We start from the raw sequence: 23,670 nt of genomic DNA, 5'->3' as shown, positions 1-23,670 counted from the left end.
GTGGGCGGCCAAGGGCCGCCCATTGTTATTGTAATTTTTCCATTTCAATCAGCAAATCTTCAAACACTTTCAGTGCTTTCTTAACAGGTTCAGTTGTACTCATATCCACACCGGCTTTTTTTAGAATGTTGATAGGATAGTCTGAACCTCCGCTTTTTAAGAAGGCCATATAATCTTCAAGGGCATCTGGCTCGTTATTTAAGATTCTTTCTGAAAGGGCAATGGCAGCAGAATATCCTGTAGCATATTTATACACATAGAAGGCATTATAGAAATGAGGAATTCTTGCCCATTCAAAATCAATTTCAGAATCCACAACAATATGAGGACCATAATACTTAATATTTAGATCTCGATAGAGGGCTGCAAGAGAATCTGCCGTTATGGCTTCGCCTTTTTCCAACATTTCATGAGTTAATTTTTCAAACTCTGCAAACATTGTTTGACGGAACAGAGTCGCTCTAAACTGTTCCATAAAATGATTCATAAGATATGCCCTTTTCTTTTTATCTTCCGTTGTTTTTAGAAGATGCTGCATAAGGAGTGCTTCATTAACGGTAGAAGCAACTTCTGCTAAGAAAATAGGATACTGTGCATATACATAGGGCTGAGTTGAATCAGAATAATAGGAATGGAGGGCATGCCCCATTTCATGGGCTAAAGTAAATACATTATTAATATTATCCTGATAGTTAAGAAGTACATAAGGATGGGTTCCATAAGCACCCCAGGAATATGCCCCACTCCTTTTTCCTTTATTTTCGTATACATCAATCCAGCCTTCCTTAAAGCCCTTCTCAAGAATTTTAATATACTCTTCTCCCAAAGGTGCAAGGCCTTCTTTTACGATTTCTTTGGCTTCTTCATAGGGAACCTTCATATCCACATCAGCAACGATAGGAGTATATAAATCATACATATGAAGCTCGTCTACGCCTAATAATCGTTTTCTTAAGGCTACATATCTGTGCATCAGAGGGAGAGCTTCATGAACGCTGTCAATCAAATTCGTATACACTTCTACAGGGATATTATCGTCAAAAAGAGCATATTCAAGAGAAGAAGCATACTTTCTCATTCTTGCAAAAAACACGTCTTTTTTGATGCTTCCATGGTAAGTGGCAGCAATGGTGTTCTTTTGCTTAATATAACTGGAATATAGAGACTTAAAGGCTGCTTTTCTTATTTTTCTGTTAGGGTTTTCCATGAGCTGGATGAAACGCCCTTTAGTCACTTCGATTTTTTCTCCATTTTCTCCTTCGATGGATGGGAAGGTCATGTCGGCGTCATTGATCATTGAGAAAATATTGGAAGGCGCTTGACCAAGTTCTGAAGCTTCTGCCAAAAGCTGTTCGCTTTCCTTGGAAAGAATGTGATCCTTTTGTCTAAGTAGGTTTTCTATTAAGTGAGCGTATAGATTCAGTTCTTCATTTTCCTTTAAATAATTTTTTAATGTCACTTCTGACAGAGATAAAATTTCAGGAATAATAAATGAAGAAGCAGAAGCAAGTTTAATGGACAGGGATTTGGCACGATCGGCCAAGCCTTGATAAAAACCATTGGAAGTATCTTCATGAAATTTCATATGGGAATACACATAGATTTTTTCTGCCATCAGAGACAATTTGTCATTCAGCACCAAGCAATCCAGAAGTACCTTTGATGAATTGGAAAGTTGGTTTTGAAATTTAGACAAATCCCCAAGGGAAGCTTCTAATTTTTTCATGTCCTCTTGGCACGCTTCATCGGAAGGATACAAATCTTTAAGATTCCACTTGTATTTTGGATCTATTTCCTCCCTTAGAGGAAGGCTATTGGATGGATTTGACATGATAAAACTCCTTTCATGTATTTAGTATCTGATACATATTTTATTATATACTAAAAATTAGAGAAGTAATAATGTACAAAGCCAAAAACCAGTTGACGAAGCATAAAAGAAATGTTATCATAATCTTGTGGATAAGTGTGTGGATAATATGTGAATAACATGTGAATAACATGTGAATAAAAAAATATTATCCGCATATTATTTCACCTTATTTATAAGAAATCCCCGTTTCTTATTGATGTCCACCGGATGTTTAATCCGGTGTTTTTTTGTGGATAACTAATTACATGTATAATTCGCCATCTAAGGTAAAGAATAAAGAAGTAGAAATAATTAGGATGGTGAAATATACATGACGGTTTTGCAGACAATAGAAGACTACATAGCTTACGTGAATACTTCTTTTATTCAGAATTCCCAGGATATCAAATGTATTTCACTGTTATATGAATATTTCAGACAGAAAGAGCCGACGTTAGAGCTTGAAGATCTGGATCAAAGAACTTTGGATGAATTTTTCTTATATTGGCTTCCAAAGAAAAGTAAAACACTGTCCGATGATAAAATATATCGTCTTTTTCCTGCTATTCAAAGGTATCTTACATATTTAAAAATAAAATATAAAAAAGAAGTCAGTCTTTTTAAACCCCTTGATCAGTTTGTAGAAGACTTTGTGCGTATTATTCATTTATCGCAGGCGTTTTCAAGGTTTGTGGGCAATCCGGTTATCAGTACGGATCCTTTGGTTATCGATTTAAGATGTTATAAAGAAAATAAAATCAAGAAATACACAAAAGACAAAAGTGGAATATTTGAACAGGGATATTTTGAAGTATTGGATATTGCTCCTGATTGCTCTGTTACCATAAAGAAAAAGCCAGCGGGAAGATACGCCAAAGTGCTTTTGGATGAGAATTTGATTCCTTATCTGAGAAAAGGGGATATCCTTCATTTAAGAATGACGCGAAAGCTATTTTTTGCTTATTGGGAAATAGAAGATATCAAGACCTGTTATTTGAAGGAAGCCCAAGAATATCTTAGCTAAATATGATTCCAGATTGTATCTTACTTTACATTTCCCCGAAAATATATGATAATAGGCTTAGAACAAACGAAGCTCATTTGAGGGGAGAGAATCTATGTCGGCCAAAAGCAAATTAAAAATCATTGCGATCATTGCCTTCTGTGTGCTTGTTCAAATTGGCTGCTTCCAAACTCTAAGTTCTAAACCGCATAAAGAGGAAGAGCCAGTTATCGTTATTTTGGATGAACATTCAAGCAATGAAAATATTAAAATCATGTCCGATTCTTTAAAAGCCAATAAAAATCCAACAGTTTATACTCAATATAATGTAGATCTTAAAATCAATCCCCGAGAAAAAACTTTTACAGGAATTCAGAAAATACAATATACCAATCAGACAGGAAATCCTTTAAATTTAATATATCTTAATTTACACTTGAATGCTTTTAGAGAAAATAGCGCCATAAAGCCTTACTTTTCAGGCGTAGAAGATAAAATTACAAGCAAAGGGTTTAAGGAGGGATTTATTGATATTCAATCGGTCCTGGTGAATAACGAAGAAGTATCCTTTAATCAAAGCGATACGCTTTTGGAAATTTCATTAAAAACCCCTGCAGAAGTTGAAGAATCTATCGAAATTACTATTCAGTTTGTTGGAAAAGTACCTATCATTTCCCATCGTATCGGATCCGATGACGACGCGCTCTGGATGGGAAATTTTCTCCCTGTTTTAGCTGTATATGATAAAAATGGATGGAATAAATATCCTTATTATCCTGTAGGAGATCCTTTCTTTACCGATATCGCCAATTATACTGTAAAAGTGACGACTCCTAAGGAATATGTTGTGGTTGCAACTGGTAGCGAAGAAGAAACAGAAGAAGATGGAGAAAAAATCACTACGATCAATGCCCAAATGGTGAGGGATTTTGCCCTTGCTATAAGCAATAAATTTAGAGAAGTATCTTTAGAAACAGAAACGGGTGTGGATATTCATCTTTATTCCACCCATGAACTTTCCAATAGTGAAAAGATCCTAAACATAGCCAAAAGGTCTTTGGAGTATTATAGTAAAAGGCTGGGTTCGTACCCTTATTCAGAATTGGATATTGTAGAGGGGGCGTTATATGCTCCAGATAGTATGGGATATTCTACTTTAGTTTTAATGGATTCAAAGAAGCTGCAAAATGATCCGACAGTAATACTGGATGTTGCCCATGAAATAGGCCATCAGTGGTTTTATAACATCATAGGAAGCAACCAAATAAAAGAACCTTGGCTGGATGAAGCGATGGTTATGTATCTTCAGAAAAATCTATTCTTTGTGGAAGAAGATATCGAAAGCCTGATGGAGAAGCAAAGGGACAGGCTTATTGCGAGTATGAAGCCTATGCGGGTGGTCAGTTTAAACAGCGATTTAAGCACTTTTTCCAGCTGGGAAACCTATTATAATATCCATTATCTGAGAGGTCAATTGATGGTTCATGCTTTAAAAGAAAAAATGGGCAGTGAAAATTTTGATAAGTTTCTTAAGACTTACTACGAAAAATATGCTTTTAGAATAGTAGATACAGAAGGGTTTATTTCTACTGCCGAAGAGATATACGGCTCTTCCTTAAAGGGCTTCTTTTCTCAGTGGATGAACGCTACCGAATTACCTGAATTTTAATTGTTTAAGAGGGGTGAAAAAATGAAAACACTGATTATCTATGAAGGTGAAAAGCAAAAAACACTGCAGCGTATTATAAAAATAGTATCCAATACTTTAAAAGAACTTCAAGTAGAAGTAGAAGAGATTTTACTGGATGAATATAATATACCCTATTATGGCGAAGATATTCATAAAGATGTACAACAGATTGTTACTAAAATTAAGGAAGCGGACGCAGTTGTTTTTGGATTAAAGGTTGTCTTGATGGGGCCTTCCGGATTATTTAAAGTATTTTTTGAGCATTTAACTCATCCTTCCTATAAGAATCTATTAAAAGATAAATATGGTTTTTGCATTGGTTTAACGAATACCACAGGGGAAAGAGAAACTGTAGAGTATGCCTTAAGGATATGGGAATTACTCGGAGGCATAGAGGGAGGGCGAATGGCTCTTTATGCTTCAAGCCCTAAAGAAATTGAAGAGATCAAAGAATCTATAGAGAAAAGAGTAGAAGATTTTTATCGCGTCTTTAGACAAGCAAGGCAAAAGCTTCCTACCAGTGACAAAGCTTTGGAAGCAAAACCAGAACCATTCCAAATTCAAGGCTTGAAAGAAGAAGTACAAAAAACTCCTGAAAAGAAGATAGTGGCCTGGACCCCTCCTGTCGTTACAGCGCCAGCAGCGGTTGAAGTCCCAGCAGTCAAAGCACCTCCTTCTATGGAACCTGTAGAAGTTAAGCCTGTTCGATTTGAGGCTTTTTCAGAACAACAGGAAAAAGATATACAAGAATTGACAGAGTTTTTTAAGCAACAGCTTTCAGGCAAGCAGCCAGAGGCCAACTTAAATCCTTATGGTATTTATGGAAAGCCTGCATCCATGCAGCCAGTTACTCAAAGTAGTAAAACCTGCAAACAGATGACCAAGAATCTGCCACATTATTTTCAGCCCCATCTGGCATCGAATTTTAAAGGAACTTTTCAGTTTCATGTCAGCGGTAAGGAACCCTTTGAAGCGTATATTAGCATTGAAAATGGAGAATGCAATTATTACGACGGGGTTAGCGATCAGGCTGATATTGTTCTCATTATGAATGAAGATGTATGGATGGATATCTTAAAGGGAAAATTTACTGCACAAAAAGGTTTTATGACAGGACAGCTCAAAGTAAGAGGCAATTTTATGATATTAAACAAATTAGATCAATTATTTAAGAAAATGTAAATAGTGAGGTAGTTTGTACCTCACTATTTTTTAAATATTTGAACATAGATATATCCATATTTTTTGCTGGGGGCAATTCCAATCCCTATTTGATCATAGTTTTTGCTTAAAATATTGGCTTTATGCCCGGGGCTGTTCATAAAAGCATCATGGGCATTTTTAACGGAGCTGTTGCCGGCAATATTTTCTCCGGCGATACGATAAGATATGCCGAAGTTTTTCAACATATCAAAAGGACTTCCGTAGGTCGGAGAAACATGTCCAAAGTAATTGTTTTCAGCCATATCTTTTGCTTTAAGAGAGGCAATGTTTTGGAGCTCTTCATTCATCACATAGGGCTGAAGGCCCGCCTTTTTTCTTTCGTTATTAATGTATTCCAACATAATGTCTTCTTTTTCTCTCATATTGTTTGACCAGGTAGGAACAGCCTCAGATTCTGTTGTTTCTTTATTAGAAGCAGTATGATAGGTATAGGGTTTGGTGAATTTACTTGTAATTACCCCTATGGAATCATTGGGCAACTGTACGATATACCAGTCGTTTAATTCCCCCAGGACATTTACAATTTGCCCCTTTTTTAAGTGATTGATGACAGGGTATGAGGTGTCCGGCCCTGTTCGCACATTGAGTAAGTAAGCGGTTACTTCTGCCTGTTTAATCGATGTCCATTTAAAACTAACATTTTTTTTAGCATTGGCTGTAGTTGAAGAGATGGAAATGATACAGCCCATACTTAAGAGAAAAAGAGGAAAAAAAAGACAAAGGCGCTTTTTCATTCTGTCACATCCTTTTTCGTTCATATATTCAGCACTATTCTCATTATTTGTATTTTGTTATCGTTTTATGCTAAAAAATGATGCCAATAACTGATTATAAAATTTAGTAATGAAATTTGAAATTGAGAATACATATATAAAAAAGAAGTAACCATGAAGATCAAAAGATAGGGGGAGAATATATGTATTTTCAGCAGCCATATAGTTACTATGAGCAGCCGATGATGGGAGAAATTTCTTCCCAAACGCCCTACCAGAGCAGCTTTATGCCAATTCCTCCACCGGTTATGCCTGTGTCTATGCCCAATACATATATAAAACACGAATATAAAGGTGCGGAACTTATTGAGGAAGCAGCCAAAAGAGAAAGAAGGATGGCTTATTATGATGAAAAGATTATGGGGTGCTATGACAACGAATTGGACAGGAAAAGGATCTACCAGATTTTGCTGAATCAAAGAAGACATGAAAAAATGCTCGGAGAGATTTATTATGGAATGACCGGAAGGAAATTATCCTGCGATATAAAAGAACCCGGTCTTCCGGAAGATTTAAAAGAAAATCTGGATCAAAGAATTTTTCAGGGCTTTGAAAGTATTGAAATTTATAGAAAGATTTATTTTTCTGTAGTACCACCAGAGTGGAAAATGATGCTCTTTGAAATCATTGGTGATGAGCAAAACGATTTATTAAAATACATATATTACTGTAGTAAAATCAATGCTTTGTAGGGCGAATATTTCGTCCTTTTTTATTGTATAAGAAATTTCTCTGAATTTCCTATGCGATTTTTTGTAATTAATTCCTAATTGAAAAACTATTTCAATTGAATTATAATTGTAACATTGTGTAAACATCAAGGGGGCTTATCTATGGACAGAAATTACTTAACACCGGAAGAAATAACAGATTATACCATTGGGGCAGGAGTAAAAAAGGCTAACAGAACGGTATTCCAACAACTCATGCTGTCAATTTTGGCAGGAGCATTCATCGCTATGGGAGCCATAGCCAGCAATACTGCCATTCATGATATATCCAACCCTGGAATTTCAAAATTAGTAGCAGGAGCGATCTTCCCCGTAGGACTTTTAATGGTAGTTATTGCAGGGGCTGAGTTATTTACAGGAAATTGTTTGCTTTCTTTAGCCTTGTTTGAAGAAAAGATATCATTATACCAAATGATTAAAAATCTTTTTATAGTATATGCAGGCAATTTTATCGGATCCCTTGGATTTGCATGGTTAGAAGCAAACAGTGGATTATTTGATTTAAACAGTGGGAAATTAGGAGCACTGCATATAAAAACTGCGATTTATAAAACAGGATTATCTTTTTCGAAGGCATTGATCCTGGGGATAATGTGTAATGTTATCGTATGTATTGCCGTATGGATGATGTATGGTGCAAAAGACTTATCAGGCAAAGTATGGGCAGGATTTTTCCCTATATTTGCTTTTGTCATTTCGGGATATGAGCATAGCGTGGCGAATATGTATTATATTCCGGCAGGTCTTTTTGCCAAATCAAATCCTTTATATGTAAAAGCTGGAGGATTCGCTTCAGAAGCTTTGGCGGGGCTTACATGGAAAAGCTTTATCATAACCAATCTGCTTCCCGTTACCATAGGAAATATTATAGGCGGAGCTTTATTCGTGGGGGGAATATATTGGCTTATTTTTAAGAAAAAAATAAATCCTCAAACCTCTATCCAAAAAAATGGATAATGTGCTATAATAGGAACTGTGGTATTATGTAGGGTCAAAAGGAGGAATAGAATTGGAGTGTTTATTTTGCAAAATTGCTAACGGAGAAATTCCTTCAGCAACGGTTTTAGAAAACAGTGAATTTAGAGTGATTTTGGACAGGTTCCCGGGAAGTAAAGGGCATCTTCTCATTATTCCGAAAGAACATATAGAAAATATTTTTGAAATTGATCCGGAAAAAGGGGGCAGACTGTTCGCTTTAAGTGTTCAGTTAGCCAAAATACTCAAGAAAGAGCTTGATTTAGAAGGCCTTAATATTGTACAAAACAATGGTAAAATAGCAGGACAAACGATATTTCATTTCCATCTTCATCTTATACCAAGATATTCTGATGATCGTATTAACATTACATGGAAGCCTACGGAACCTACAGAAGAAGAATTGGATGTTCTGGCTAAAAAGCTTTATAAAGCATTGCAATAAACGCATAATAAAAGAAGATTCTTCTTCTTTTATTACAACAACTTTTTAAAATCATTTAAAAAAGTTAATTGAAAATGGACGAATAATATGGTAAGATTAAGGGAAAACTCAATCCAATTTTGCTTATGTGGTAATAACAGGACGGTGATATGATGTTAAGTCTCAATTCAGTGGACCAGGAGATTATAAAAGATTCTAACCGTAAAAGAATGCTTCAGCTCTTAAGCAAAAAAAGAGAAGCCACCAAACAAGAAATAGCAAAGGAATTGGAAATCAGTATACCCACAGTGACAACCAATATCAACGCTTTAATTGAAGAAGGCATACTGGAAGAAGCCGGAGTAGCCGAATCTACAGGAGGCAGAAAACCAGTTATTGTAAGATTTTTGCCTAATTCCAGATATTCTTTTGGAGTTGATTTTTCATTATATTTTGTTCGGGTTGCCTTAACCAATCTGGATTCTGATATTATATACGAGACCACATTCAAAATAGAAGGCTTTTCTAATATGAATGAAGTGATCAGAAAGATTGAAAGAATTACCAAAGATATTCTTAGAGAAAAGAAGATCCCTACAGAAAAAGTTTTGGGTATTGGTTTTTCTCTTCCTGGTACAGTGAATGAAGAAAAAATGCTTCTTGAAATGGCGCCTAACTTAAAGATTAAAAATATATCCTTTAAGGAATTCGATCATATACTGGAGTTTCCTGTATATATTGAGAATGAGGCCAATGCCGCAGCCCTTGCTGAATTAAGTGTAGGCATTGCAAAACAACTGAGGAATTTAGTCTATATATCCATTACAAAGGGTATTGGAACAGGAATTGTGATTCAGGATTATCTCTATAAAGGCAAAAATAAAAGGGCTGGAGAATTTGGACACATGACAGTCGTCGCTGACGGGAAACAGTGTAATTGTGGAAAAAAGGCTGCTGGGAATTATATGCATCTGACAGAGCTTTATTAGAACAGTACAAAGAGAAAACAGGCAAGAATAATATTACTTTAAAGGAATTTTTTGAAGCGTTAAAAAGGAATCAGCCTGAGGCCAGAGCCGTATGGGAAGAATATTTGAACTATCTAGCGGTGGGGATTCAAAATATTATCCTCATTTTAGATCCTCATTATATCGTCATTGGGGGAGAGATCAGCCGGTATGATGAAATCCTCGAGCCCCTAAAAGAAAAAGTATTTATTGAAAATACTTTTTATAGCAAACAAGATATAAAAATCATGACCTCCACTTTAAAGGGTAATGCCTCTTTGCTTGGAGCATCTTTACTGCCATTGCAGAAACTGTTTTTCATCAGAGAAAAGATTATATAAAAAAGCATCGTACTGCTTAAGAGCAAAAGCTTGTACGATGCTTCTTTTTTACACTTCAAAATATTGCTTATACCAAACCAAAAACATAAATATGGTCCATATTTTTCTGCTGTTATCCTTTACACCTTTATAATGGTCATCTAAGATCGTCAGAAGCTTATCGGTATTAAAGTAAGTTTGTGCAGCATTGGAGGTGAAGGCTTCTTTGACAATGTTATAATACTTCTCTTCCCTAAGCCAGATTCTGATTGGAACAGGGAATCCCAATTTCTTTTTGTTGGCTACATCTTCAGGCATATTCTTTTTGGCAGCAAGCCTTAGGGCATACTTGGTATTATGCTTATTTACCCTATATTTGACAGGAATCCTTGAAGCAAGGTTAAACACTTCTTTATCCAGGAAAGGCACCCTAAGCTCCAGGGAATGGGCCATACTCATTTTATCTGCTTTAAGAAGAATATCTCCCCAAAGCCACATGTGAATGTCCACATATTGCATCTTGGTCACATCATCTTTTAGTTTAACCTTATCATAATAAGGTTTAACCAGGCTAAAAGGTGAAGGTGCATTAGTTTTGTGTTTTAGGAGTTCCTTTCTTTCTTTTTCAGTAAACATAAAGGCATTGCCTATGAATCTCTCCTCAATCGATTTGCTTCCGCGGATGAAGAAGTTTTTCCCTTTAATATCAAAAGGCAGTAGTGAAGCCAATTTTCCTAAGAGCTTTCTTACAGGCTTTGGAAGTACCGTTAGAACCCTTAAATCCAGAGGTTCTTTGTAGATATTATATCCTCCAAAAAGTTCATCAGCCCCTTCTCCGGAAAGCACAACTTTAACATGCTGGCTGGCCAGCTGACTTACAAAATAAAGAGCAACGGCAGATGGATCAGCCAGGGGCTCGTCCATGTAATATTGAACCTTAGGAAGTACTTCCCAGTATTCCTTAGTTGTAATCAACTTGTGGTAATTGGCGATGCCCACTTTTTCTGAAAGAGACTTGGCATAATCGATTTCATTGTATTGATCGTAATCAAATCCTACAGTAAAAGTCTTATCTCCCTTAAAGCATGCTGCAACATAACTGGAATCTACTCCGCTGGACAGGAAGGAGCCTACTTCAACATCACTGATTTTATGAGTCTTGATGGATTCTTTCATCCTTTGATCGATCTCTTCCACATATTCTTCTAAAGACTTATCTTCCGCATCAAAGACTGGTTCCCAGTATCTTTTAATATCCATCTTTCCATTTTTATAAATAAAGAAATGAGCAGGAGGAAGCCTGAAAATATTCTTAAAAAAGGTTTCTTCCATGGCAGAATACTGGAATGTCAGATAGGTCTCAAGAGCATTCAGATTCAATTCTTTTTTTACCAAATCATGTTTTAGGATGCTTTTTATTTCTGAGCCGAATACAAAAACACCATTCTCATTATAATAATAAAAGGGCTTAATGCCAAAAAAGTCCCTCGCCCCGAATAAGACTTTATTTTTATTGTCCCAGATCACAAATGCAAACATGCCCCGAAGATGATTTAACATGTCCGTTTGATATTCTTCATAGGCATGGATCAAAACTTCCGAGTCCGTATGGGTTTTAAAAATATGCCCTTTTTCTTCAAGTATTTTTCTTATGGACTGATAGTTATAGATTTCACCGTTGAAAACCAAAACCAGATTGCCTTCTTCATTATAGAGAGGCTGGGAGCCTTCTGCCAGGTCAATGATGCTAAGGCGTCTAAAGCCAAGAGCAGCCTGGTCATCTATGTATTGTCCGTCACTGTCAGGACCTCTGTGAATAATAGTATTCATCATTTCTTTTAAAACAGGTTCTCTATCTTTTGTTTCACCTACAAAACCACAAAAACCACACATCCTATTGTCCCCTTTCACGACATTAACATCGCATTATATATTAAAACATCTGATTTTCTTCAAATGTAAACAGCACCAGCCGTTTTTATCATATGAAAACTTTAGCATAAGTTATTTTATAAATCAACAATACATTCTTTTTTATTATACCCAAAAATTGGGGTTAAAATTTATACTTCATTAGGAAATTCATCGACCAAGGTAGAATTTTTGTGCTATAATGCACCTGAAGAATACTGATTACAAAAGTAAAAAGGAGAGAAAAACATGGATATAAACGAAAAAGCCCTTTTGATGCACAAAGAATGGCAGGGGAAACTGGAGATCACAGCAAAAGCAAAAGTAAAATCCAAAGAAGATTTATCCATTGCATATACTCCGGGGGTTGCAGAGCCCTGCAGAAAAATACATGAGAACAAAGAAGATGTCTATACCTATACCATGAAAGGCAACACTGTTGCAGTGATATCCGATGGAACAGCTGTACTGGGATTGGGAGATATCGGTCCGGAAGCAGCTATGCCGGTTATGGAAGGGAAAGCAGTATTATTTAAAGAATTTGGGGGAGTAAATGCCATTCCTATTTGCCTGGCTACCAAAGATACAGAAGAAATTATAAAAACAGTAAAGTGTCTTGCACCTTCCTTTGGGGGCATTAATCTGGAAGATATTGCGGCTCCCCGCTGTTTTGAAATAGAAGAAAGACTTAAGAATGAACTGGATATTCCCGTATTTCATGATGACCAGCACGGGACAGCAATCGTTGTTTTAGCGGGAGTGATTAATGCTCTAAAAATCGTAAAAAAAGATAAAAAAACCATGAAGGTAGTTGTAAGCGGAGCGGGCTCTGCAGGAATAGCGATCACTAAACTGCTTTTAAATTATGGCTTCGAAAACATTATACTCTGCGACAAAATCGGTATACTTCATAAAGATGCTGAAGGAATGAACTGGGCACAAAAAGAAATGACTAAAGTAACCAATAAGGAAAATCTAAAAGGCGATTTAAAAGATGCCCTTAAGGGAGCAGATCTTTTTATAGGGGTTTCAGCACCTGGAATCGTTACAAAAGAAATGGTTGCGTCTATGAATAAAGATGCCATTATATTTGCCATGGCGAATCCAGTTCCTGAAATTATGCCTGATCTTGCAAAAGAAGCAGGGGCCAGAATCGTGGGTACAGGCCGTTCTGATTTCCCCAACCAGGTTAATAATGTATTGGTTTTCCCCGGAATTTTTAAAGGTGCTTTAGCGGCAAGAGCAACCCAAATCACAGAGGAAATGAAACTGGCAGCGGCTCATGCTATTGCAGGCATGATTCCTAAGGAAGCATTAAACGAAGAAAATATTCTTCCCAAACCCTTTGACGAAGGAGTAGCTGACAAAGTTGCCCAGGCGGTGATCGATGTATATAAAAAATAAATAAGCATATTTTAAATATAGAGGTGGTGATCGCTTGAAAAGAATCATTCTCACCGGGGGAGGTACTGCAGGGCATGTAACGCCCAATTTAGCCCTTATTCCAAAGTTGCAGAAAGAAGGCTGGGACGTCAGATACATAGGAAGCAAAACCGGAATTGAAAAAGAACTGATTGAAGAACAGAACATTCCTTACTACGGCATTTCCTCGGGAAAACTTAGAAGATATAAGGACATAAAAAACTTAACAGATCCTTTTAAAGTGTTGGCAGGGGGAGCTGAAGCCCTGGCTTTGATTGGAAAGTTAAAACCCAATATTATATTCTCAAAAGGGGGATATGTAACGGTTCCTGTGGTTGCCGCAGGATGGCTTAGACGAGTTCCTGTGATCATCCATGAATCCGATATCACCCCGGGGCTTGCCAATAAATTGGCATTTCCCTTTGCAAAAAAGATTTGTGTCAACTTCCCTGAAACCCTAAATCATATCCCAAAGGAAAAAGGTATTTTAACAGGGACACCTATTAGGGAAGAACTCTTTCAGGGGAAGGCAACAAAAGGGCTAAAATTGTGCGGCTTTAGCGATACAAAACCAATTCTGATGATGATGGGAGGAAGTCTTGGTTCTGTTACCATCAATAATGTATTAAGAAAAGCTCTTCCTTCATTGCTTCCGTTCTTTAATGTGATCCATATCTGCGGAAAAAACAATAAGGACGAGTCCTTAGAAAATACTAAAGGCTATAAACAATTCGAATACGTTAAAGAAGAACTGCCCCACCTGTTTGCAGCGGCTGACATTTTTATTTCCAGGGCAGGGGCCAACTCCATAGCAGAAATCTTAAGCCTTAAAAAACCCAATATATTAATCCCCCTGTCAGCCAGGGCCAGCAGAGGGGATCAGATTTTAAATGCTCGTTCTTTTAAGAACCAGGGCTTTAGTCAGGTACTGGAAGAAGAAAACTTGACAGAAGAAACCTTAATAGAAATGGTTAAAGATACTTATCGGAATCGACATATCTATATTGAAGCCATGCAAAAAAGCCAAGGTGCTAATGGCATCGATACAGTCATGGACTTAATCAGAACCAACGCAAAAAAGTAAGGAACTAGCTTCCTTACTTTTTTGTGTTGTGAAGTTTACGACATCGACTAATCCAAAAGTAATGAATCACTTTCTCATTCAATAAAAAGCAAGTAATGTTTTTAAATCAATTTTATGATATAATTCCTAATTAAAATAAAAAGCCACGGATAAGGTCCGTGGGGGTTGTATGTTATCCTCCGGAGGGCTATGAAACAGTGAAGTCTGCATCATAAGCCGAAAGGAGGTGCTATGATAGATTTGTTAATGGTTACCATAGCCATAGGCTTAGGAATATACTTAACGAGAAAAGACATATTTGTATCTAACTTTAAATTAAGAAGGATCAGAGTCTTAGGATTAACCATGGAAATCAAAGCAAAAGAAAAGAGTCGTCCACCCCATTATTTAAATAATATTATTTAAATGGAAAATACGTATGGTATTTTTGATTTACGATATTTTCTCTTGAAAATATAAATCAAATGTGCTATGCTCAATTTATAGAAAACCTTTTCTATAAAGGAGGTGGGTCATTGGAAAAGCCGACCATAGCAGACGTGGCAAAGTACGCAGGCGTATCGATTACCACCGTATCCAGAGTGATCAATAATAATTACCCCGTAAAAGAAGAAACCAGACAAAAAGTTGAAGAGGCCATAAACGCATTAAATTTTAAACCGAATTATCTTGCCAGAAGCCTAATCGGAAAAAGTACCCACACCATAGGAGTGGTTGTCCCGAGTATTACCAACCTATTCTTTCCTGTTGTGGTAAAGGGCATAGAGAAAGTGTGCAGTCAAAAAACTTTTTCTCTTTTTTTATGTGATACCGACGGAAAAGAAGAATCCGAAAGAACTCAGATCCAAAATCTTTTGGAAAAGCAAGTGGATGGCATTTTAGTTATAGACCCCAGGTATGAAAATATAGAAAACGGTTTCTATGAAGAATGTGCCAAGAAAATCCCTTTGGTACTGATCAATGGCTATCATAGAGGAGTGCGCTGCAATTTTGTCCTGAATGACCAGGAAATGGGTACCCTGCAGGCAATGGAGTATCTCATTAAGCTGGGGCATAGGGATATTGCCTTTTTAAGAGCCAAAAACAGCTACTCTTATGACATAAAAGAACAAGTTTATTATGAAACCTTAAAAAAGCATCAAATCCCTATAAGGAAAGAGAACATTTTGGTCATAGAAAACGGGAACGGATTAGAAACCGTGGAGCTTGCTATCCAGGTAGTTCAAAAAAGACTGGAGCAAGAAGAACCCCCAACTGCAATTTTTGCCTGCAATGATTGGATGGGGGTAGGTGTGATGCAGGCAGCCAAAAGGTTGGGAATATCTATCCCAGAGGATTTATCCGTGATAGGATATGACAACATAGTCATTTCAGAAATCAGCGAACCAAAACTTACAACCGTAGATCAGAATATGTATGCTCTAGGAAAAACATCAGCAAGACTTTTGCTGGACATCATAAAACACCCAGGGCATGGCTTTCAAAAAATCATCCTGGACACCAATCTGATGATCAGAGAATCCTGCACAAGCCCTAAAAAATAATTTTAAAAAATATAAAAGGAGGTAATCATAATGAATAATCAAGAACTTAAAAGTCGCTTTACAGAACTTTATGGTCAGGGCGAAGAACCAAGTCTTTTCTTTGCACCAGGAAGAATTAATTTGATAGGAGAACATATTGACTATAACGGCGGTAATGTTTTTCCCTGCGCTCTGGACTTTGGAACCACTGCTGCTGCACGAAAAAGAAATGACAGCAAAATAAAATTTGCATCAGTTAATTTCCCTGACATCCTTGTAGAAGTGGATGTAAATAATATTGCATATGATAAAAAAGACGGCTGGACAAATTATCCGAAAGGCGTTGTGGACCAGTTTCTTAAAAAAGGTTTTGCTCTGGGAGGTTTTGAAGTTTTATACTATGGCGCTATTCCCAATGGAGCAGGGCTTTCCTCTTCAGCATCCATTGAACTGGTTACTTGTGTTTTATTAAAAGATTTCTTTAATTGTGAGATCGATCAACTGGAAATGGTAAAACTTTCTCAAAAGGTAGAAAATGAATTTGTGGGCGTTAATTGCGGCATCATGGACCAATTTGCCGTAGGCATGGGCAAAAAAGACAGAGCCATTTACTTAAACTGCGATACTTTAGAATATGAATATGTTCCGGTAAATCTTCAAGGTATGAAATTAATCATCGCCAATACCAATAAAAGAAGAGGATTAGAAGATTCAAAATACAACGAAAGAAGAAGAGAATGCGATATGGCGGTTGCAGCCCTTCAAACCCGTCTGGATATCGATTATTTGGCAGATCTTACTCCCGAAGTTTGGGAAGAAAACAAACACCTTATTACCTTTGAAACTGTAAGAAAAAGAGCAGAACATGCAGTGTATGAAAATGCCCGGGTAAAAGAAGCAGTTGCAAAGCTTAAACAAGGAGATATTATAGCTTTCGGAAAACTCTTGAATGAATCCCATAAATCCTTAAGAGATTTATATGAAGTAACTGGCTTTGAATTAGATACTTTAGTAGAAGAAGCATGGAAAATAGACGGTGTTTTGGGTGCCCGTATGACCGGAGCAGGATTTGGAGGCTGTACGATCTCTATTGTAAAAGAAGAAGCAGTGAACAGATTTATGAGGCAGGTAGGAGAAAATTACGAAAAGAAAACCGGCTTAAAAGCTGATTTTTACATTGCCAATATAGGAGACGGAGCTAGAAAATTAGACTAGGAGGGAAATTATGCCAATTTTAATATGTGGCGGTGCAGGCTATATAGGAAGCCATACTGTAGAAGAACTCATTGCAAAGGGAGAAGAAGTGATCGTAGTAGATAATCTTCAAAAAGGACATAAAGGGGCAGTAAACCCAAAGGCAAAACTATATGTGGGAGACATCAGGGACGAAGCCTTTTTAGACCAGGTATTTAAAGAAAATACTATAGAAGCAGTTATAGATTTTGCAGCAGAATCCTTAGTTGGAGAGAGCGTTATAGATCCCTTAAAGTATTACCATAATAACGTATATGGAACAGTTACTTTGCTTAAGAAAATGCATGAATATAACGTGAAGAAAATTGTATTTTCATCCACTGCAGCAACTTACGGCGAGCCGGAAAATATTCCAATATTAGAAAGCGACAAAACGCTTCCAACAAACCCTTACGGGGATACTAAGCTCGCCGTAGAGAAAATGCTGAAATGGTGTGACAATGCCTACGGTATTAAGTATGTAGTCCTTCGTTATTTCAATGCTGCCGGAGCCCATAAAAGCGGAAAAATTGGTGAAGACCACAAGCCTGAGAGCCACCTTATTCCAATTATCCTTCAAGTGGCTTTGGGAAAAAGAGATAAAATCATGATTTTTGGTGATGATTATCCAACAGAAGACGGCAGCTGCATAAGAGACTATATCCACGTAACAGATCTTGCAGATGCCCATATTTTAGCCGTGGAAAAGCTGAGAAAAGATAATACGTCAGCGATTTATAATCTGGGTAACGGAAAAGGATTTTCTGTAAAAGAAGTTATAGAAGTAGCAAGGAAAGTAACAGGACATGAAATTCCTGCCGAAGTTGCTCCAAGACGTGCAGGAGACCCGGCAGTTCTCATCGCATCTTCAGATAAAATCATCAAAGAGTTAGGCTGGAATCCTAAGTATACTTCTTTGGAAGAAATCATACAAAGTGCATGGGATTGGCACAGAACTCATCCGGACGGATATCAGGACTAGGAAGGAGAGACCAATGGATAAAATCTGCCCTCAAAAAGAAATAGAGCGTCTTATACGTTACGCCCTGGATCAAAAACTCATTACACAGTACGATGTAATCCCTTCAAGAAATGCTTTAATGGAGTTACTGGAAGTTCAGGAACCCTATGAAGGCACTATAGATGATGCAGATATCAATATTTATGATGTACTGGATCACCTTTTAGATTACGCTTATGAGAAAGGAATCTTAAAAGAAAATACCAATACCCACAGAGATTTATTCGACACCAAAATCATGGGGCTTTTAACTCCGAGACAGGGAGAAGTGGTAAGAACCTTTGAAGAGCTGGAGCAAAAAGAAGGAATCAAGGCAGCTACAGATTATTTTTATGATTTCTCCCAGAATACTACTTATATTCGTATGAACAGAATAGAAAAAAACCTATACTGGAGAACCCATACGGAATATGGTGATCTAGAGATTACGGTGAATCTCTCAAAGCCGGAAAAAGACCCGAGAGAAATAGCAGCTGCTAAAAATGCGCCTCAAAGCGGCTATCCAAAATGTCTTTTATGTGTAGAAAATGTGGGGTACGCCGGAAGGCTCAATCACCCGGCAAGGCAAAACCATAGAATTATTCCTTTGAATCTTTCTGGAGAAGCATGGTATTTCCAATACTCTCCATATATTTACTATAATGAACACTGTATTGTCCTGAATGGCCAGCACACCCCAATGAAATTAACCCAAAAAAGCTTTGAAAGAATGTTTGATTTTGTAGAACGGTTCCCCCACTATTTTGTAGGTTCCAATGCAGATCTTCCTATAGTTGGAGGTTCCATTTTAAGCCACGACCATTATCAGGGGGGAAGACATACATTCCCCATGGAAGAAGCCAAAGAGCTTTATTCCTTTACCCATAAGGATTATAAAGATGTAAAAATCGGCATCGTCAAATGGCCTATGTCCGCTATACGACTAAGAGGACAAAACAGGAAAGACTTAGAAAGCCTGTCCTTTGCTATTTTAGAAGAATGGAGAAAGTACAGTGATGAAGAAGCTGGCATTTTGGCCTTTACAAAAACCGATGATGGTCTAATTCCTCACAATACCGTAACCCCCATCGTCCGCAAAAACAAAGAAGGGGAGTGGGAAATAGACTTGGTTTTAAGGAATAACAGAACCAGTGAAGAACATCCTTATGGCATATTCCATCCTCATGAAGAAGTACATCATATTAAAAAAGAAAATATAGGTTTAATAGAAGTAATGGGGCTGGCAGTGCTGCCGGGAAGGCTTAATGAACAACTGGAACAAATAAAAGAAATTTTAAAGGGTACAAGATCTTTGGAAGAACAACTTAAAATATATCCAGATCTTAGCCAGCATGTTCATTGGATTAACGAACTCATATCTTCCTACGGCATCACTTTAAGTGAAGAAAAAGCCAAAGAAGTTATCCAAAAAGAAGTAGGCGTTAAATTTAAAACGGTTTTAGAACATGCAGGGGTTTATAAGCAAACCAAAGAAGGTATAGAAGCTTTCTTTAGGTTCATGAATCATATGAACTTTTTCTAAAAAAATACACTACCCAAATTTTTTGTTTGTGCTATAATGATGTGATGTAATAAAACGACAAAAAAGTACAAACAAAAAGAAGGGAAGAATTACATTGAAAAAAATACTATTTTTAGTATGTACTTTAAGCTTAATCCTGACAGGATGTACAGCTGCACAAAAGAATATGGCGGAAAGCCTGAAAAAAGAACCAGAAATTGCCCAACAAGATTTGGATGAACCAGAAGAGATTATATATGATACCCCTCAGTTTGACCTGCCGGAACCGGGAGAAGAAATCGCAGTGATGACTACCAATAAAGGTGTAATCAAAATTCGTCTTTTCCCGGAATATGCGCCAAAGGCGGTGGAAAACTTCACCACTCATGCAAAGAACGGATACTATGACGGACTCACTTTCCACAGGGTGATCAACGATTTTATGATCCAGGGAGGAGATCCTGAAGGAACCGGAAAAGGTGGAGAAAGCATATGGGGAAAACCTTTTGAAGATGAATTCCATCCATATGCCCTTAATTTTAGAGGTGCTCTTGCTATGGCAAACAGCGGTCCCAATACCAATGGAAGCCAATTCTTCATCGTGCAGAAAAAGACTGTAGAAGAACAAATGTTAAAAGACTTAAGCAAGTCCGGATATCCGGAAGCAGTGGTTAAACTTTATGAGGAAAAGGGAGGAACGCCTTGGCTTGATGGTGTACATACTGTATTTGGGCAAGTATTTGAAGGAATGGATGTAGTGGACGCCATTGCAGCTGTAGAAACCGACGAACACAGCAAACCAAAAGAAGCAGTGATCATTGAAAAAATTGAAATTGTACCTTATGAAGGGTAAATCTTAAAAGGGTAAACCATTTTTGGTTTGCCCTTAACTTTAACTTTAACAGGGGATTATATTATGGATATTAGGGAAAACCAAGAATTCGTAGAAAAACATCTAAAGAAAAATATGATCTTGTCAACGCTGGATGGAGTGACCTTTTGTTTTGGGTCTGGAATGGTACCCCTGGCTACTACCATCGTATACTTTATCAGCTATTATATTCAAAATAATATCTTAATTGGACTTTTAACTACCATGTCCACTGTTTTAATCAATTTTCCTCAAATATTTATGGCAAATTATATAGAATCAAAGCCTAATGATTTAAAAGTTTTAAGCAAGATAAGCTTGTTACAGCGCGTGCCATGGTTTTTTATGGGTTTGTCCGTGTTTTTAATAAAAGATTCCCGATGGATGATTTTTAGTATATATGTCATCTACGGGCTCTATTCCCTATTTACAGGTTTATCCAATGTTACCTGGAATGATATGATGGCAAAAATCATTCCCATTAGGTTAAGGGGAAGATTTTTTGGGATACGGACAGCCATAACCAGCGGCGCGGAATTTATAGGTTCTCTTCTTTGTGTTTTGATGCTTTCTTTCTTTGACTTTCCTTATAATTATGGGGCAATATTCATTTTGGTAGGTTGCTTTATGATGATCTCCTATATTGCCCTTATGCAGACCAAAGAGCCGGATTTCGTACGCAATGCCAACAGGCAGCCCTTTATAGAATATGCCAAGGATTTATTGACGATTCTTAAAGAGGATAAGAATTTTACCTTTGCAATTTGTTCTATAGGGCTTGCGACCATAGGCACTGCGGCGGCAAATTTTAGAATAGTCTATGCCAAAACCATCCTGCCCATCACTCCAAAGGATGTAGCCTTTTTAACTGCATTATGGCTGATCAGCAGAAGCCTTTTCTCTATATTTTGGGGAATCGTTGCGGATAAGAAAGGTTATAAGATCACCATGATGGGAGGGTACTTTATTTATCTTATCAGCTACCTGTGCATGAATCTGATCAGCGGAATGAACATGCTCTATTTTGTATTTATACTCCATGGAGCAGGAGAAAGTGTTGTTTCAGCGATTCAGGCAAACTTTATCATATCCCTTGGAGGAGAAGACAAAAGAGCTACTTATCTTGGACTTGCTGCTATTTTATTCACCCCTCTGTCGGCTATAGGGCCTGTACTGATGGGACTTCTGATTGACGGTATAAGTTATCAGGCGGCATTTTTGGCAGCAGCAATTCTTACGGCAGGCATGATCCTTACAATGCATAAGAAAGTACACTGCTAGAGCAGTCCTTTTTGCTTGGCTTCTTCTTCTAGCCTGGATACCGTTTGGTACAGTTCTTCTGTTGAGTCCGCCTCTATGGTATATACATGGCCGTTGTTTAACTGAACTACTGTAAAAAAGGGCTTGTTGGGAATGCCTTTGGTTGCAATGTCTGCGACCAAGTCTTCGTAAGGCTTCATAAGAATCTCCTTTCTGTGCTTATACTTGCATATTCATTGGATTGTTATTATACTATATATAGTATAACATTTTATTATAAAATTATAATGTTGTATGAAATGCAGTATTTTTTCAAATACTAATGTTAATCCAAAGGGGTATTTTACCCTGCAACCGAAAGGAGAATAATCATGGCAAAACAACTTACACCCCAGGAATTCCAAAGTGAAGTATTGGATTCTAAGGACCTGGTATTGGTAGACTTCTTTGCAACTTGGTGCGGCCCATGCAAAATGATGGCTCCCGTGATTGACCAGCTTGCAGAAGAAATGAATGGCAAAGTTAAAATATTCAAAATAGACGTAGATGAGGCAAGAGATTTGGCTGCAAAATACCGCATCATGAGCGTTCCAACGCTTATGTTCTTTAAAAACGGCGAAGTAGTGGACCAAATCATGGGCGCAGTACCCAAGGACCGTTTGGTAGACAAAATCAATGCATTAATCTAACTTAAGAACCTGTCTTCTTTAAGAAGATAGGTTTTTATTTTTAGCCTTTAGTTTTTCTGCGAATTATACTATAATGGGTTTATGGAGGTGACGGGATATGGAAGACAAAATGTTTGCAATGATGGAAAAGATGTATGGAGAGTTTATTAAAAAGTTCGATCATATTGACAACAGATTTAATAAACTCGAAGATAGGTTTGATGGTTTAGAAAAAAGAATCGATGGCTTAGAAGGAAGAATTGATGGGCTAGAAAAAAGAATTGACGGTTTAGAAGAGAGATTTGATAGACTAGAAACACAAGTACTAGAAAATACAAAAGCCATAGAAGAGAATACAAAAGCCATCAATAGAGTAGAAATAATCCAAGAACAAATGTACAAAGATATTAAACTTATAGCAGAAGTGATATTAACGAACGAAGGAAAAAACGAACGAGACCATGACGAAATCAAGAAAGAAGTCAATGAACGGTTTGTTATAATAGAAGGGGTTCTAAAAACAAAATAAAAAATTTTTATGGACAGGGGTAAAATCCCTGTCCTTTTTCTATGTACTAAGTGAAAGCTTTCAAAAAAACTTATAAGAAAGGAGGCAAGACTATGGCAGTTACAGCCACTCTTTTAAAAGCAAAGCTAAAAATTCAGTACGAAGAAGGTTCCAAAACCTTCTCCAACTGCAAAGAGGACGCTTCAGATCAAAACATGTATCAGGCGGCAGCTCTCATCTCATCCCTGCAGAGCATACCGACAGAAAAAATCATCAGGATTACCGAATCCGAACTGGCAGATATCTAAAATATTTTGGACATTCCTTACCTATTGTGTGAGGTGTGTCTCCAAAAGGAAATCTAATAAAGAAAGGAGGTCTAAAAATGGAAAAGAAAACTCTGCAAATGGTTTTCACAACCCAGGGAGGCAGTACTATGACCATCTCCGTAAATGACCCAAAATCCAATCTTACCGACAACGAAGTAAAGAGTGCTATGGAAGAACTCATAACCCTTGGGGTATTCACTTCCTCCACCGGCGATCCCATCGCTAAAAAGTCCGCCCAGATTATTACTCAAACTACTCAGGAACTTAGCCTGGCCTAAACAGAAATGGGACATACCTGAATGGACAAGGTATGTCCCATTTTAAACTATTTTTTACCTCC

23 protein-coding genes and 1 pseudogene are annotated in these 23,670 nt (G+C 37.2%); 20 read left to right on the top strand and 4 right to left on the bottom strand.

The window, feature by feature from the left end:
* Nucleotides 1-25: 25 nt before the first annotated feature.
* Nucleotides 26-1,831 carry an oligoendopeptidase F gene (gene pepF / locus JOD07_RS03880; RefSeq protein ID WP_158739372.1) on the bottom strand — a complete coding sequence of 602 codons (1,806 nt, stop codon included), beginning with the start codon at nt 1,829-1,831 and terminating at the stop codon, nt 26-28.
* A gap of 352 nt (nt 1,832-2,183) precedes the next feature.
* Between pepF and JOD07_RS03875 the strand changes: the two genes are divergently transcribed.
* The 3 genes from JOD07_RS03875 to JOD07_RS03865 all read left to right on the top strand — a co-directional run bounded on the left by JOD07_RS03875 (nt 2,184) and on the right by JOD07_RS03865 (nt 5,727).
* Nucleotides 2,184-2,876, top strand: a complete 693-nt coding sequence (locus tag JOD07_RS03875; protein WP_158739373.1) for a hypothetical protein — start codon at nt 2,184-2,186, stop codon at nt 2,874-2,876.
* 94 nt (nt 2,877-2,970) lie between these two features.
* Complete coding sequence (locus tag JOD07_RS03870) at nt 2,971-4,524, top strand: M1 family metallopeptidase (protein ID WP_204612324.1); 1,554 nt, start codon at nt 2,971-2,973, stop codon at nt 4,522-4,524.
* 21 nt (nt 4,525-4,545) lie between these two features.
* Entirely contained in the window at nt 4,546-5,727 is a 1,182-nt protein-coding gene (locus tag JOD07_RS03865; protein WP_204612323.1) for an SCP2 sterol-binding domain-containing protein, read from the top strand.
* A gap of 23 nt (nt 5,728-5,750) precedes the next feature.
* Here the strand turns inward: JOD07_RS03865 and JOD07_RS03860 are convergent, their stop codons facing one another.
* Complete coding sequence (locus tag JOD07_RS03860) at nt 5,751-6,503, bottom strand: CAP domain-containing protein (protein WP_158739376.1); 753 nt, start codon at nt 6,501-6,503, stop codon at nt 5,751-5,753.
* Between the two features lie 182 nt (nt 6,504-6,685).
* Here JOD07_RS03860 and JOD07_RS03855 point away from each other — a divergent pair, with 182 nt between their 5' ends.
* The 4 genes and pseudogenes from JOD07_RS03855 to JOD07_RS03840 all read left to right on the top strand — a co-directional run bounded on the left by JOD07_RS03855 (nt 6,686) and on the right by JOD07_RS03840 (nt 10,020).
* Nucleotides 6,686-7,234 (top strand): hypothetical protein, encoded by a 549-nt coding sequence (locus tag JOD07_RS03855; protein WP_204612315.1) that lies wholly within the window; start codon nt 6,686-6,688, stop codon nt 7,232-7,234.
* 141 nt (nt 7,235-7,375) lie between these two features.
* Nucleotides 7,376-8,230, top strand: coding sequence for a formate/nitrite transporter family protein (locus tag JOD07_RS03850; protein ID WP_204612311.1), 855 nt, complete (start codon nt 7,376-7,378; stop codon nt 8,228-8,230).
* A gap of 46 nt (nt 8,231-8,276) precedes the next feature.
* Nucleotides 8,277-8,693 carry an HIT family protein gene (locus JOD07_RS03845; RefSeq protein WP_158739607.1) on the top strand — a complete coding sequence of 139 codons (417 nt, stop codon included), beginning with the start codon at nt 8,277-8,279 and terminating at the stop codon, nt 8,691-8,693.
* A gap of 149 nt (nt 8,694-8,842) precedes the next feature.
* A pseudogene (locus JOD07_RS03840) lies at nt 8,843-10,020 on the top strand (ROK family transcriptional regulator).
* A gap of 48 nt (nt 10,021-10,068) precedes the next feature.
* Here JOD07_RS03840 and asnB read toward each other — a convergent pair.
* Complete coding sequence (gene asnB, locus JOD07_RS03835) at nt 10,069-11,892, bottom strand: asparagine synthase (glutamine-hydrolyzing) (RefSeq protein WP_204612308.1); 1,824 nt, start codon at nt 11,890-11,892, stop codon at nt 10,069-10,071.
* Nucleotides 11,893-12,159: 267 nt separating this feature from the next.
* Between asnB and JOD07_RS03830 the strand changes: the two genes are divergently transcribed.
* The 9 genes from JOD07_RS03830 to JOD07_RS03790 all read left to right on the top strand — a co-directional run bounded on the left by JOD07_RS03830 (nt 12,160) and on the right by JOD07_RS03790 (nt 21,846).
* Complete coding sequence (locus JOD07_RS03830; RefSeq protein WP_204612298.1) at nt 12,160-13,314, top strand: NAD(P)-dependent malic enzyme; 1,155 nt, start codon at nt 12,160-12,162, stop codon at nt 13,312-13,314.
* A gap of 34 nt (nt 13,315-13,348) precedes the next feature.
* Nucleotides 13,349-14,416, top strand: a complete 1,068-nt coding sequence (locus JOD07_RS03825; protein WP_158739382.1) for an undecaprenyldiphospho-muramoylpentapeptide beta-N-acetylglucosaminyltransferase — start codon at nt 13,349-13,351, stop codon at nt 14,414-14,416.
* 231 nt (nt 14,417-14,647) lie between these two features.
* Entirely contained in the window at nt 14,648-14,821 is a 174-nt protein-coding gene (locus tag JOD07_RS03820) for a hypothetical protein (RefSeq protein ID WP_204612297.1), read from the top strand.
* Between the two features lie 110 nt (nt 14,822-14,931).
* Nucleotides 14,932-15,960 (top strand): LacI family DNA-binding transcriptional regulator, encoded by a 1,029-nt coding sequence (locus JOD07_RS03815; protein ID WP_243144527.1) that lies wholly within the window; start codon nt 14,932-14,934, stop codon nt 15,958-15,960.
* Between the two features lie 30 nt (nt 15,961-15,990).
* A complete protein-coding gene (locus JOD07_RS03810) occupies nt 15,991-17,154 on the top strand; it encodes a galactokinase (RefSeq protein WP_158739385.1) in 1,164 nt (387 codons plus the stop codon).
* A 10-nt stretch (nt 17,155-17,164) separates the two neighbouring features.
* Nucleotides 17,165-18,154 carry a UDP-glucose 4-epimerase GalE gene (gene galE, locus JOD07_RS03805; protein WP_158739386.1) on the top strand — a complete coding sequence of 330 codons (990 nt, stop codon included), beginning with the start codon at nt 17,165-17,167 and terminating at the stop codon, nt 18,152-18,154.
* Between the two features lie 13 nt (nt 18,155-18,167).
* A complete protein-coding gene (locus tag JOD07_RS03800; protein WP_204612295.1) occupies nt 18,168-19,715 on the top strand; it encodes a UDP-glucose--hexose-1-phosphate uridylyltransferase in 1,548 nt (515 codons plus the stop codon).
* 94 nt (nt 19,716-19,809) lie between these two features.
* Nucleotides 19,810-20,547: a peptidylprolyl isomerase gene (locus JOD07_RS03795; RefSeq protein ID WP_243144528.1), complete on the top strand. Its 738-nt coding sequence runs from the start codon at nt 19,810-19,812 to the stop codon at nt 20,545-20,547.
* A 63-nt stretch (nt 20,548-20,610) separates the two neighbouring features.
* Nucleotides 20,611-21,846 (top strand): MFS transporter, encoded by a 1,236-nt coding sequence (locus tag JOD07_RS03790; protein ID WP_158739388.1) that lies wholly within the window; start codon nt 20,611-20,613, stop codon nt 21,844-21,846.
* On the opposite strand, the gene JOD07_RS03785 is transcribed toward JOD07_RS03790, so the two are convergent.
* A complete protein-coding gene (locus JOD07_RS03785) occupies nt 21,843-22,025 on the bottom strand; it encodes a hypothetical protein (protein ID WP_204612293.1) in 183 nt (60 codons plus the stop codon). The genes JOD07_RS03790 and JOD07_RS03785 overlap by 4 nt on opposite strands.
* A 171-nt stretch (nt 22,026-22,196) precedes the next feature.
* On the opposite strand from JOD07_RS03785, the gene trxA reads away from it, so the two are divergent.
* The 4 genes from trxA (at nt 22,197) to JOD07_RS03765 (ending at nt 23,608) form a co-directional block, all read left to right on the top strand.
* Nucleotides 22,197-22,514, top strand: coding sequence for a thioredoxin (gene trxA, locus JOD07_RS03780; protein WP_204612291.1), 318 nt, complete (start codon nt 22,197-22,199; stop codon nt 22,512-22,514).
* 97 nt (nt 22,515-22,611) lie between these two features.
* A complete protein-coding gene (locus JOD07_RS03775) occupies nt 22,612-23,022 on the top strand; it encodes an MYG1 family protein (protein WP_204612273.1) in 411 nt (136 codons plus the stop codon).
* Between the two features lie 92 nt (nt 23,023-23,114).
* On the top strand, nt 23,115-23,309 hold the full coding sequence (locus tag JOD07_RS03770; RefSeq protein WP_158739391.1) for a DUF1659 domain-containing protein: 195 nt from the start codon (nt 23,115-23,117) through the stop codon (nt 23,307-23,309).
* A 77-nt stretch (nt 23,310-23,386) separates the two neighbouring features.
* Nucleotides 23,387-23,608, top strand: coding sequence for a DUF2922 domain-containing protein (locus JOD07_RS03765; RefSeq protein WP_158739392.1), 222 nt, complete (start codon nt 23,387-23,389; stop codon nt 23,606-23,608).
* Nucleotides 23,609-23,670: the final 62 nt, after the last annotated feature.

The organism is Defluviitalea raffinosedens, assembly GCF_016908775.1.
Lineage (GTDB): Bacteria > Bacillota > Clostridia > Lachnospirales > Defluviitaleaceae > Defluviitalea > Defluviitalea raffinosedens.
The sequence above is the reverse complement of the archived record's forward strand: the minus strand, read 5'-3'. Positions and strand labels throughout refer to the sequence as shown.